The organism is Pseudomonas sp. Pseu.R1 (assembly GCF_045764065.1).
Taxonomy (GTDB): domain Bacteria; phylum Pseudomonadota; class Gammaproteobacteria; order Pseudomonadales; family Pseudomonadaceae; genus Aquipseudomonas.
On the sequence record NZ_JBJGEE020000001.1, the window covers coordinates 6221019 to 6233215 of the forward strand.

At 60.8% G+C, this 12197-nt stretch carries 11 protein-coding genes and 1 pseudogene; 7 read left to right on the forward strand and 5 right to left on the reverse strand.

What is annotated here, in order from left to right:
* Nucleotides 1-311 precede the first annotated feature (311 nt).
* From proP to ACI5GA_RS28245, 3 genes are all read right to left on the reverse strand, one after another.
* Nucleotides 312-1814 carry a glycine betaine/L-proline transporter ProP gene (proP, locus tag ACI5GA_RS28235; protein ID WP_404638263.1) on the reverse strand — a complete coding sequence of 501 codons (1503 nt, stop codon included), beginning with the start codon at nt 1812-1814 and terminating at the stop codon, nt 312-314.
* Between the two features lie 295 nt (nt 1815-2109).
* Nucleotides 2110-2967, reverse strand: a complete 858-nt coding sequence (locus tag ACI5GA_RS28240) for a transporter substrate-binding domain-containing protein (protein WP_404638261.1) — start codon at nt 2965-2967, stop codon at nt 2110-2112.
* A gap of 75 nt (nt 2968-3042) precedes the next feature.
* Nucleotides 3043-3858, reverse strand: a complete 816-nt coding sequence (locus ACI5GA_RS28245) for a HalD/BesD family halogenase (protein ID WP_404638259.1) — start codon at nt 3856-3858, stop codon at nt 3043-3045.
* Between the two features lie 103 nt (nt 3859-3961).
* On the opposite strand from ACI5GA_RS28245, the gene ACI5GA_RS28250 reads away from it, so the two are divergent.
* The 6 genes and pseudogenes from ACI5GA_RS28250 (at nt 3962) to greB (ending at nt 8276) form a co-directional block, all read left to right on the forward strand.
* Nucleotides 3962-4858 (forward strand): LysR substrate-binding domain-containing protein, encoded by an 897-nt coding sequence (locus ACI5GA_RS28250; RefSeq protein ID WP_404638257.1) that lies wholly within the window; start codon nt 3962-3964, stop codon nt 4856-4858.
* A 275-nt stretch (nt 4859-5133) separates the two neighbouring features.
* A complete protein-coding gene (locus tag ACI5GA_RS28255; protein WP_404638255.1) occupies nt 5134-5853 on the forward strand; it encodes an ABC transporter permease in 720 nt (239 codons plus the stop codon).
* 13 nt (nt 5854-5866) lie between these two features.
* Nucleotides 5867-6604 carry an ABC transporter permease gene (locus ACI5GA_RS28260; RefSeq protein ID WP_404638253.1) on the forward strand — a complete coding sequence of 246 codons (738 nt, stop codon included), beginning with the start codon at nt 5867-5869 and terminating at the stop codon, nt 6602-6604.
* A 17-nt stretch (nt 6605-6621) separates the two neighbouring features.
* Entirely contained in the window at nt 6622-7413 is a 792-nt protein-coding gene (locus ACI5GA_RS28265; RefSeq protein ID WP_404638251.1) for an ABC transporter ATP-binding protein, read from the forward strand.
* 24 nt (nt 7414-7437) lie between these two features.
* A pseudogene (locus tag ACI5GA_RS28270) lies at nt 7438-7641 on the forward strand (ATP-binding protein); the annotation flags it as partial.
* 146 nt (nt 7642-7787) lie between these two features.
* Nucleotides 7788-8276, forward strand: a complete 489-nt coding sequence (greB, locus tag ACI5GA_RS28275) for a transcription elongation factor GreB (RefSeq protein ID WP_404638249.1) — start codon at nt 7788-7790, stop codon at nt 8274-8276.
* A 42-nt stretch (nt 8277-8318) separates the two neighbouring features.
* Here greB and ACI5GA_RS28280 read toward each other — a convergent pair whose 3' ends face one another.
* Complete coding sequence (locus ACI5GA_RS28280) at nt 8319-10829, reverse strand: ABC transporter permease (protein WP_421425243.1); 2511 nt, start codon at nt 10827-10829, stop codon at nt 8319-8321.
* Entirely contained in the window at nt 10829-11512 is a 684-nt protein-coding gene (locus ACI5GA_RS28285; RefSeq protein ID WP_404638245.1) for an ABC transporter ATP-binding protein, read from the reverse strand. Before ACI5GA_RS28285 ends, ACI5GA_RS28280 begins: the two co-directional genes overlap by 1 nt.
* A 10-nt stretch (nt 11513-11522) precedes the next feature.
* Between ACI5GA_RS28285 and ACI5GA_RS28290 the strand changes: the two genes are divergently transcribed.
* Nucleotides 11523-12128, forward strand: a complete 606-nt coding sequence (locus ACI5GA_RS28290) for an arylesterase (RefSeq protein WP_404638243.1) — start codon at nt 11523-11525, stop codon at nt 12126-12128.
* Nucleotides 12129-12197: the final 69 nt, after the last annotated feature.

Genomic DNA, 12197 nt, shown 5'->3' on the forward strand with positions numbered 1-12197 from the left:
TGATAGAAAACTCTTCGGTGCTGTGCTGGATTTTTACAGCCGCTCAGCACCTGGCGACATCGAACAGCTTGCGCATGACGGACGAGGCGCGTCGTGGCATCTGTGGAACCGGGAGATGCTCCGCCGGGCCGCCGATGCCCAATGCCGCGACCGTATTCGCGTCAGCGTGGTGTCGCCGGGCAATGTGATTTCGAAGACGGGGTGTGGGGTCAGATCAAGCGCGAGACCCTGGAAACCTTCGCAGCATGCCTGGCCGCCAACCCGACGGGACGCAGGGCACACCCGGATGAAGTGGCCCGTGCGACGGTGCATCAGTCGATACGCGGGTGCTGCTGCGCCAGCTCTTTGCGCTTGGCTTCCAGCTCGGCAATCTGCGCGTCGATATCTTCTATTTTCTGTTCGATGTTGTCGTGGTGCTCTTGCAGCAGTTCGCGGGCCTCTGCGATGTCCGAAGCCGCTGGCGCCGCACCGCGCAAAGGCCTGTTGGCGGTTTCCTTCATGGTCACGCCGGTCACCAGGCCGATCACCGCGATGACCATCAGGTAATACGCGGGCATGTACAGGTTGTCGGTGGTTTCCACCAGCCATGCCGCAAGGGTCGGCGTCAAACCGGCGATCAGCACTGAGACGTTGAAGGCGCTGGCCAGCGCGCTGTAGCGAATGTGGGTCGGAAACATCGCGGGCAGGGTGGAAGCCATCACTCCAATGAAAAAGTTGAGCACCACGGCGAGGATCAGCAGGCCTGCAAAGATCAACCCGATCTTGCCGCTGGTGATCAGCAGAAACGCCGGAATCGACAGAATGAACAGCGCGATGCTGCCAACGATGATAAAGGGTTTGCGGCCGATCTTGTCGCTGATGAACCCGATCAGAGGCTGCACGAACAGCATGCCGACCATGATCGCGATGATGATCAGCACGCCGTGGTTCTCGCTGTAGTGCAGGTTATGGGACAGGTAGCTCGGCATGTACGTGAGCAACATGTAATACGTAACATTGGTCGCGACCACGATTCCAATACACGTGATCAGGCTGCGCCAATGCTGTGTGGCGACTTCCCTGAACGAGACTTTCGGTCCGCCGGACAGGCCTTCGCGGTCGCCCTGTTCGAGTTTGTCCACGTGCTGCTGGAAGGCAGGCGTTTCCTCAAGCGCGTTACGTAAGTACAGCCCGAGCATGCCCAGCGGGAGGGCCAGGAAAAACGGCAGGCGCCAGCCCCACTCCTGAAACTTGTCTTCGCCAATCACTGCCGAAATCAGTACCACAATGCCCGCGCCGAGGACGAAACCTGCGATGGAGCCGAAGTCCAGCCAACTGCCGAGAAAGCCGCGTTTGCGGTCAGGTGCGTATTCGGCGACAAAAATCGAAGCGCCCGTGTACTCGCCTCCGACCGAAAAGCCTTGAGCCATTTTTGCCAACAACAACAGAATCGGCGCCCAGATACCAATGGACGCGTAGGAGGGGATCAGACCGATGGCCGTGGTGCTCAGGGACATGATCACGATGGTGGCGGCGAGGACTTTCTGTCGGCCGTATTTGTCTCCCAGCGCGCCGAAAAATACACCGCCCAAGGGACGAATGAGGAAGGGCACCGAGAAGGTCGCCAGTGCAGCGATCATTTGCACGCCGGGGCTGGCGTCCGGGAAAAATACCTTACCCAGCACGTAGGCGACGAAGCCGTACACGCCGAAGTCGAACCACTCCATCGCATTGCCCAGCGCCGCAGCGGTGATCGCTTTGCGCATCTTCGCGTCGTCGACGATGGTGATGTCTTTCAGCCCGATGGGCTGGACTTTTTTCTTGCCTGATTTCATTCGGGTCACTCGATTGCTGATCGGTGTTGCATGACGTCGATGCTGTCGGTGTGATGGCATCGTTCTTTTCGATCAGATACAAAACGACACGAAAAAATTCAGTGGCAGCTCGGTTTTAGTGTTCGGGCAAAGTCCTGTGGTAGCGAATTCATTCGCGATCGGCCAGTAGAGTCGATGAAGATCTGCTGGCCGAACAACCGCTATCGCGAATGAATTCGCTCCCATAAGGCATCAGTGTCAGGCAGGAATATGTGGCGGGCCTGGCGAACTGAGTCGCCTGGCCAGTCGATAGTCATCAAGGCCGGATATCGGCCTTGAACCACTTCTCCGACAGACGCTTCACAGTGCCGTCTTCCAATGCCGCCTGAAGCGCGCCGTTGAATTTTTCGCGCAGGTCGTTATCGTCCTTGCGGAACGCCAGCGCCTCACCCGGTCCCCAGATCTGCCCGCCGATTTTCGGTCCGATCATCTGCACGGCCTTGTTATCGGGGCTTTCCAGTGCGGAGGTGAAGAACGTCACGTCGTCAAAAGCGAAGTCGATGCGGCCTGAGGTCAGGTCCAGCAAGTGCTCACCGGATTTTTTGTACTCGCGGATATCCGCGATGTCACCGAAGTTCTTCTTCACGAAGTCGGTGTAGGCCGTGCCCGACTGAATCCCCAGAATCTTGCCCTTGACCAGCGCCTTCATCTTGTCGATAGCCGCTTTGTCAGCCACAGGATCGCCGCTGAGTTTGATTACTTCATTGCTGGGCATGCTCTTGATCAGCGCAGGGTCGGCGCTGGCGAACACCGCTTGCGTGTTGGCGTAAGGAATGGAAAACGCGACGACCTGCTCACGCTCCGGGGTGATCACGATGGCGTCCATCAGCACGTCGAACTTGCCCCGGTTGAGGCCTTCGATCATGCCATCCCAGTCCTGAGCCTGAAGCTTGCACTCCAGCTTGATCCGCGCGCAGATATCCTTGAGCAATTCAGGCTCGAAGCCGGAAATTTCACCGCCCGGGAGGGTGATGTTCCACGGCTCGTAAGCGCCTTCGGTGGCGACCCGAACCGACGTCCACTCTTTGGCGAATGCGGTGCTGCCGAAGGTCAGCAGACTGCCCAGTGCCGCACAGGCGATGATTTTTTTAGTGACGTTACAGGTGTGGCCCATGTGTTTCCCCAATTCATGTTTTGGAAGGACTGGCAGGGTCAAACTAGCTCAAAAGCCGAGCGTTATTGTTATGTGTTACGCCGCTGTTTCTTCAGTGCTCAGGGCCACGGCGCGCCCATAAAAACCGGTCTGTTCTTCGGTCGAAAAGACCACGCCCGGTTTCTCGTAGTACGAAAACACCGCGACCATGCGCTCCCGCTGACCCTGTACCGGTGTCACCCGGTGCGCAGTATTTTTCCCACGAAACACATTCAGAGTGCCAGCGCTCAGGCGCAGTTTCTGCACCTTGGGGTCGTTTCCGCGCAACAGTTCGGCCACGCCGTCGTAATTGGGATCGTCGGTGCTGCGCAGGTCTGTGCGGTATTCGAACTCGCCGCCCGCTTCAGGCGATTGCAGCATCAAGGTGGTGGTGAATTCCGAACGGTCGAAATGCCAGTTCAGGGTCTCGCCCTCGCGATAGCTCATCACATTGACCCGCGCCAACGGGTCGGCCATCACGTACAGCGCGGGCTTGTCCATCACCGCGCTGAGAAAGGCCACCAGCGGCGGGTACTCGTAGACCGCGGTCACCAGGCTGTCCTTCAACTGGTCGGCACACAGGGTGTGGCTGACCGTTTCAACCTTCGCCAAGGCGGGGTGCCCGGCAGGGAGTTCCGGAATGTCCGGTTTGAAGTAGATGTTGTGGGAACGCTTGTGAGTGTGGGATTCGGCATCCATGGTCGGTTGAATCTGTCGCGCGGCTTGTGCGACATCGTCGGCCTGGATAAAGCCTTCAAGACTGAACATGCCATTGCGCGCCAGTTCCGCGCGAGACGCCTCTACCAGCGCGTGCCATTCAGCGCTGTCAGGTCGGTCCAGTGGATAGCGCTGCAGGTTGATGACGGTGCCCATGTTGGCCTCCTGTTAGGTGTGGAATTAACCTAACCTGCGTAAATCTTCGCAACAACGGCAAAAATTGTTAGCCTCCCCACAGCAAAACTTAAGGAAGGTCGCCGTGAACACGTTACCGCCGCTGAATGCCGTGCGAACCTTCGAAGTCGCTGCACGCCTGTCGAGCTTTGCGGCGGCTGGAAAGGAGTTAGGGGTGTCTGCGGCGGCGGTCAGTCAGCAGGTGCGCCATCTGGAGGAATACTTCGGCAAGAAGCTGTTCGTGCGCAACGGCAATCGTCTGTCCTTGACCGACGCCGGGCTGGCGGTCTTTGCGCAGACGTCGCGCGCCCTTGGTGAGCTTGCCGCCATGACCGTTCGGTTGCTGGAGGGCGAGATGCGCACGCGATTGATCGTCAGCGTGCCGTTTTCTCTCGCCGAAGTGTGGCTGACGCCGAAGCTGGCGCTGTTGCTGGAGAGCCATCCGCAGTTGTCAGTGGACGTGCGTGTCGAAGATGACCCGGTGGATCTGGCCCGGCACGACATCGACATTCGCGTCAGCTACGGCGATTACCACTACCCCGCGCTGGAGGCGATCCCGTTGGCCCACGATCATGTGGTGCCGTTGTGCGCACCCGAACTGTGGTATCGCCACGGCAACGGCGATTTTGATCTGTCGCGGATTCACCAAAGCCTGTTCATTCACACGCAATGGGGTGCGAACTATGCGTCCCACCCGACCTGGAGCGACTGGTACGCCAGCGAAGTGGGGCAAGCGCCACCGGACCCTGCACTGGGACGGCGCTCCGGTTTGTCCAGCCTGTCGATCACCCTGGCGCGGCAAGGCTGCGGGATTGCGCTGGGGCAGAAACTCATTGCTCAACCCGATCTGGCGGCGGGGCGGCTGATCGTCCTGTCGTCGAGGTCCTTGCCCCTCGGGCATCCCTATTGCGCCTTTGTACCCGCCGAAAAGCGCAAGCGTGCCAACGTGCAAAGCCTCATTGCGCTCTTGACCGACGCCTGAGCGATTGTTACGGCGCAACGCACGTCTATGGGGTCGGATGTTTCCCACCGCCCCAAAGCGATGCGTCCTACAACTATCCAAGCGCGACCTTACACGGGTATTCCATTGAACCTTAACTGGCGCGGATCGCCTGAACAGAGGGTTCTCCGGATGCCCTCTCAGATTTCAAAAACGATCTGGCAATCAAATTGCATATGCTTGTACAGACAAGTACGTATGGGTAGGGTGGTGCCGTCAGGCGCCGGACGTTTCACAGCTTGCGGCGGGAAAACGCTATGGATCTCTTGCAACTGCTCAGCTTCGGAAACAACGGGTGGGGCGCAGCCTTGCTCAAGGCGGCGGGCATGACGGTGCTGCTGACCCTGTCGGCTCTGGTGGTGGGGGCGGTGGCCGGGAGCGCCGTGGCAGCGGCCAAGCTGTCAAAACGTCGCGGGGTGCGTTATCTGGGCGATGCTTACTCGATTCTGTTTCGCGGGATTCCCGAGCTGCTGGTGATCTACCTATTCTACTTCGGTGGCGCCACCGTGCTGGGGGCGATCAACCACTGGTTCGGCGGCGAAGGCTTCGTCGATACGCCACCGTTTCTGGTGGGCGCGCTGGCGGTGGGGCTGATTTCCGGTTCCTATCAGGCAGAGGTCTATCGCGGCGCTTATCTGGCGATCGTCAAAGGCGAGCTGGAGGCTGCGCTGGCGATCGGCATGACCAGGCGCATGCGAATTCGTCGCGTGCTGATCCCGCAAATCTGGCGCTACGCCTTACCGGGCCTGGGTAACGTCTGGCAGATGACCCTCAAGGACTCGGCGCTGATCTCGGTGATCGGCCTGGTCGAGCTGATGCGCGCCAGCCAAGTCGCGGCCGGTTCCACCCGGCAATACTTCACGTTCTACATCGTCGGCGGCGCCTGCTACCTGATACTCACCGGGTTGTCCGGTCGCCTGTTCAACATTGCCGAAAGCCGCGTGCAGCGCACCCAGCGCCGCTCGCCGAACGCCTGAGAGGGGAACGCCCATGATCGATTTTGCCTTTCTCAGCGACACCATGCTCAAACTGCTGGCGGCACTGCCCACCACCTTGAGCCTGTTTTTCTCCAGCCTCTGCATCGGTCTGCTGCTGGCGATCGGCATCGCTGCTATGCGCGTGAGTCGTTGGCCGTTTCTTAGCTACCCGGCACGTTTCTACATCTGGCTGTTTCGCGGCACACCGTTGCTGATCCAGATGTTCCTCATCTATTACGGGCTGGGTCAGTTCACGGCCATCCGCAGCAGCTTCATGTGGGAAATCCTGCGTTCGCCATACGGCTGCGCTGTCGTTGCATTGGCCATGTGCACAGCGGGTTACTCCGCTGAAATCATTCGCGGCGGCCTGCAAAGCGTCCCCCACGGCCAGATCGAAGCCGGGCGGGCAGTGGGCATGAGCCGCTGGACGCTGCTGCGCCGGATCATCGCGCCGGTCACGTTGCGTCAGGCGTTGCCCGCGTATTCGACCGAGGCGGTGTTGATGGTCAAATCCACGGCCATCGCCAGCCTTGTTACCGTGTGGGACGTCACCGGCATCGCCCAGCAAATCATTCAACGCACCTACCGCACCATGGAGGTGTTCCTCTGCGCGGCGTTGATTTATCTGGTGCTCAACTTCCTGATCGTGCGCTTCATGGCATGGGTCGAGTACCAGCTTTCGCCGCACCTGCGCGAGCGCCCGGCGCAGCGTGTCGCCCATCCGGCCCCTGAAACGCCTTCATCCCTTTGAATGCAGCGGAGACAGTCATGAATCAACCAGGCCAGGCCGCGCTGTCGGTCAGCAATATCTGTAAATCCTTCGGTTCGGTGCAGGTACTCAAGGGCATTTCGCTGGAGGCACACCGAGGCGACGTGATCTCGATCCTGGGCGCCAGTGGGTCGGGCAAAAGCACCTTTCTGCGCTGCATCAACCTGCTGGAATCGCCGGACGAGGGGCGCATCGTACTGGATGGCGAAGTCATCGAAATGAAGCATCACGCCAACGGGCGCTTGCTGCCGAGCAATACGCGCCAGGTCGAAGCGATGCGCAGCAAATTAGGCATGGTGTTTCAGAGTTTCAATTTGTGGTCACACATGACCGTGCTGCAAAACATCATCGAAGGCCCCATGCGTGTGCTGAAACGCTCCAAGGCCGAATGTGTGGAAGAGGCCGAGCAACTGCTGCACAAGGTTGGCCTCTACGACCGTCGTGACTATTACCCGGCGCACCTGTCCGGTGGTCAGCAGCAACGTGTTGCCATCGCCCGCGCCCTGGCCATGAACCCGCAAGTGATGCTGTTCGACGAACCCACGTCGGCGCTGGACCCCGAGCTGGTGGGCGAAGTCTTGCGGGTCATGCGTTCGTTGGCCGAAGAGGGTCGAACCATGCTGGTGGTCACCCACGAAATGGGCTTTGCCCGGCATGTGTCGAACCGGGTGGTGTTCATGGCGCAGGGACTCATTGACGCCCAGGGTACGCCCGATGAATTGTTCGAAGGCCTGCCCACGGAGCGTTTCCGGCAATTTGTCGCCAGTCATCATCAACGCACCACGGAGTGATGGGGGGCGGTCGTTGGATGATGGCTGAGCGTCAGCGATACGGGCGGCGGCGTGCCGCCTGAGGTGATCGCCCTTGCCTTTGAGCCATTCTTCACCCCCAAACCCATTGGCAAAGGCACGGGGCTCGGCCTGTCGATGATTTATGGATTTGCTCAGCAGTCAGGCGGGCAGGTCCGAATTCAGTCCGTGGTGGGCGAAGGCACGACGGTGTCGATCTACCTGCCGCGCTCATGAGCGCGAGGCGTCGACGCTGTAGCGCGACGATTCTTCCGGCAACGGGTTGCCGTCCGGGCGGCGGTGTAGTTTAGTGGGCGCCACCTTCAGGTCCGGCGCTTCAGTCGGGCCTGTGCCTCACCGTGAACTGGAAGCTGCGGATGTTCGAGTCAAGCACCAAAATCATCACCACCGAAGGCCACGCAGCACTGAAGAAAGAGCTGGATTACCTGTGGCGCGAACATCGCCCGGAGATTACGCAAAAAGTGGCCTGGGCCGCCTCCCTAGGCGATCGCAGTGAGAACGCGGACTACCAGTACAACAAGAAACTGCTGCGGGAAATCGACCGGCGCATTCGCTACCTGCGCAAGCGTCTGGAAGACATGCGCGTGGTGGCGTACTCGCCTGAGCAGGAGGGGCGGGTGTTCTTCGGTGCGTGGGTCGAAATCGAAGACGAAGAAGGCGAGACCAAGCGCTTTCGCATCGTCGGTTATGACGAGATTTACGGGCGCATGGATTACATTTCCATCGACTCGCCCATGGCTCGTGCGTTGCTCAAAAAGCAAGTGGACGACGAGGTGACGGTACGCGTGCCCGCCGGGGAAAAACTGTGGTGGGTGACGAAGATCGAGTATCAGGTCGCTGATTGAGGCATCGCCGAAAGCCCTTTTTCCGGCGATGCCTGCTCACCCCTAGCCTTCTCGCAGCACCGTCAGTGGGCTTGCATTCAGTGCCCGGCGAGTGCCAAACACGCCCGCGCCACCTACCAATGCTGCGCCAATCAGCGGCAGCAGCAACAGCCACGGGTGTGGCGACCACTCCAGATTGAACGCGTAGCGGTACAGGGCAAAGCTCACCAGCTCACAGCCCAGCGCCGCCAACACGCCGCTGACCGCCCCCAGCAGGCCAAACTCGATCCTTCGCGCTTTGGTCAGCAAAGCCCGGTTGGCGCCCAGCGCTCGCAGGAGTGCGCCCTGACGAATGCGTTCGTCCAGTGTCGCCTGCAAGCCCGAAAACAGCACCGCCAACCCGGCAGCCAATACGAAGAGAAGCACGTACTGAACCGCCAGCGTGACTTGATCGAGGATGCTGCGCAGTTGCTCCAGCAAGGCCTCCACCTGAAGGATGGTCACCGCCGGGAACGCGCGGGACAGCTCGACGATCTGTTGATCGTGCCCCGGTGCCAGGTAGAAGCTGGTCAGGTAAGTCGTCGGGACGTCCTGCAACGTGCCGGGCTGGAAAATCATGAAAAAGTTCGGCTGGAAGGTGTCCCAGTTGATGTCCCGCAGGCTGGTCACCTTGACCTCATGGTTGGCGCCGCCGATCACGAAACTCAGGGTGTCGCCCAGCTTCATGTTCAGGCTCTTCGCCAGTTTGGTTTCCACCGACACGCCGGGAGTCGCGTCAGCGGCAGGCGGCTGGTCGCTCCACCATTGGCCTTCGGTGATGCTGTTACCCTCGGGCAGGTGGGCCGACCAGGTCAGGTTGAGGTCGCGCTGGGTGGCGTTTTCTCCACGAGAGTCCTTGGTCACGAATTTACTTACGGGCTCGCCGTTGATGCTCATCAGCCGCCCCGGAATCATGGGGTACAGCGGGGCACTGTGGGTGGACAGTTCGCTCATGCGCTGGGCGAAGTGGTCGCGCTCGGTGGGCAGGATGTTCAGGGCAAAATAATTCGGTGCGTCCTTGGGCAACTGGTTTTGCCAGGTGTCGAGCAATTCTCCGCGCAGCAGCGCGATCAGCCCCATGGACAGCAGAATCAGGCCAAACGCCAGTGATTGCCCGGCAGCGGCCATGGGATGGCGCAACAGTTGCCCAAGACCCAGGCGCCACGGCAGCGAAGCCCCGGCCAGCAATCGACGCAGGCTTTGCAGCGCCAGCAGCAGAATGCCACCGAGCACGGTGGCCGCGACCAGGCCGCCACCGAGCAGGGCGAAAGTCAGCACCAGATCCAGACTCAAACGCCACATGATCAGCCCTAGCGCCAACAATGCAGCGCCGTAGACCAGCCAGGTACTCGCCGGTATTGGCAGCATGTCACGGCGCAACACGCGCAAGGGCGGTACTCGGCCCAGCGCGGCCAATGGCGGCAGGGCAAATCCTGCCAGCGCCACCAACCCTGTACCGATGCCAGCCAGTGCCGGGAGCCAGCCGCCAGGCGGGACAGCCGCAGGCAGCAGGCTTTCCAGCAGGTAGAACAGGCCCAACTGAGCGAACCAGCCGAGCAGGGCGCCGGTGACGCTCGCTGCAATACCGAGCATTGCCAACTGCAGACTGAACAGCACCAGCGCTTCGTTGCGTGACAGGCCCAGACAGCGCAACAGGGCGCTGGCATCGAAACGCCGTACCGCGAATCGCGCTGCCGAGAGTGCCACAGCCACCCCGGCGAGCAGGACGGCCACCAGACTGGCCATGTTCAGGTAACGCTCGGCCTTGCCCAGTGCGCCGCCAATTTGCTGATTGCCATCGCGGGCGTCGTCGATCTTTTGATTGGGCGCCAGATCCGGCTCGATGGCCTTGCGGTAGGCGGCCAGATTTTCCGGCGTGCCGCGCCAAAGGTCACGGAACGAGACCCGGCTACCCGGTTGCACGACTTTGGTGGCCTCAAGATCGGCCATGTTGATCATCACGCGTGGTGTCAGGCTGTAGAAATTACCGGCGCGATCAGGCTCGTAGGTCAATACGCGGGTGAGTTTCAGGGTGGTCGAGCCGACGTCGATGCTGTCGCCGACCTTGAGGTTCAGGGCTACCAGTACGCGGGTTTCCGCCCAGGCCTCGCCGGGGCCGGGCTCGCCGCCACTGGTTTCGGGCTGGTAGGGCGCTGCAGCGCTTTTCAGCTCGCCACGCAGCGGGTAGGCCGCGTCGACCGCCTTGACGCTGGCCAGTTGGATGCCGTTGTCGGTGGCGACCACGCTGGAGAAGATCACGATGCGCGAGTGATCGAGCTTGAGCGCCGTCCCCGCCTCGATCTGCTCAGGCTTGGCCGGGGTCGAGCCGCTGAGAATCAGGTCGGCGCCAAGAAACTCGGTAGCGCGCAGCAGCATGGCGCTGTTCAGCCGTGACCCGAAGTAACCGATGGCAGTGCTCGCGGCGACCGCGACCACCAGCGCGAAAAACAGCACCCGCAGCTCTCCGGCGCGGGCGTCGCGCAGCAACTGGCGGGCGGCCAGGCTCAGCAGGCGAACGAAGGGCAGACGTGCCATCAAGGCTCCATGGGGGTGACCAGGCGGCCACCTTCAAGACGAATCAAGCGGCGGCAGCGATGGGCCAGACGCTCATCGTGGGTCACCAGCACCAGGGTGGTATTACGTTCCTGATTGAGTTCGAAAAGCAGGTCACTGATGCGCTCGCCCGTATGGCTGTCGAGGTTGCCGGTGGGTTCGTCGGCGAACAGCACGTCGGGGTCGGCGGCAAAGGCACGGGCAATCGCCACGCGCTGTTGTTCGCCACCGGACAATTGTTTTGGGGTGTGAGTCAGGCGCTTGCCCAGTCCGACCCGCTCCAGCAAATGACGGGCCTCTTCCCGGGCGTCTTTACGGCCCTCAAGCTCCATGGGCAGCATGACGTTTTCCAGCGCATTGAGGCTGTCCAGCAACTGGAACGACTGGAATACGAAGCCCACGTGCTCGGCGCGGACGCGGGCGCGCTGGTCTTCATCCAGCTCGCTCAGATTGCGCCCCGACAATGTGACTGAACCCGCGCTGGGCAAGTCCAGCCCGGCCAGCAATCCCAGCAACGTGGACTTGCCGGAACCGGAGGCGCCGACGATGGCCAGTGTGTCGCCCTTGTTCAGTTCCACCGAGAGTTCGTGCAGGATGGTCAGGTCGCCTTCGGTGCTGGGAACCACTTTGCTGAGGTTCCGGGCACTGAGAATACTTTCGCTCATGGAGAATCCGATGCGTGCGTGGTTATTAAGTACTGGCCTGGGGTTGCTGCTGTTGTCTCAAGGAGCGATGGCAGGCACGGTGCTGATTGTTGGGGATAGTATCAGCGCGGCTTTCGGCCTGGATACCCGGGTGGGCTGGGTCAGCTTGCTGGAAAAGCGCATGGCAGAGCAGGGCTACACCGATAAAGTGGTCAACGCGTCGGTCAGCGGCGACACCAGCGCCGGAGGCCTGGCGCGTTTGCCTGCGCTGCTTGCAGCGCACAAACCGGACCTGGTGATCCTCGAACTGGGGGGTAATGATGGCCTGCGTGGGCAGCCGCCCGCCCAATTGCAACAAAATCTTGCATCGATGATTGACAGCTCCCGCGCCGCTGGGGCGAAGGTGTTGCTGCTGGGAATGCAGATTCCGCCCAATTACGGCGCGCGTTATACCGACGCGTTCAAAGCGGTGTACGGCAATCTGGCGGCTGAAAAGAAGGTGGCGCTGGTGCCCTTCATGCTGGAAGGCGTCGGAGGGGTGCCTGAGTTGACGCAGGCGGATGGGTTGCACCCGGCAGCGAATGCGCAGCCGCGGTTGTTGGATAATGTTTGGCCCGTGTTGAAGGGGTTGTTATAGGTTCGGTTTTGAATCGCTACTCTGATCTAAAGCCAACCTGAAAAAAACACCCAAACCCTGAAAATTAAA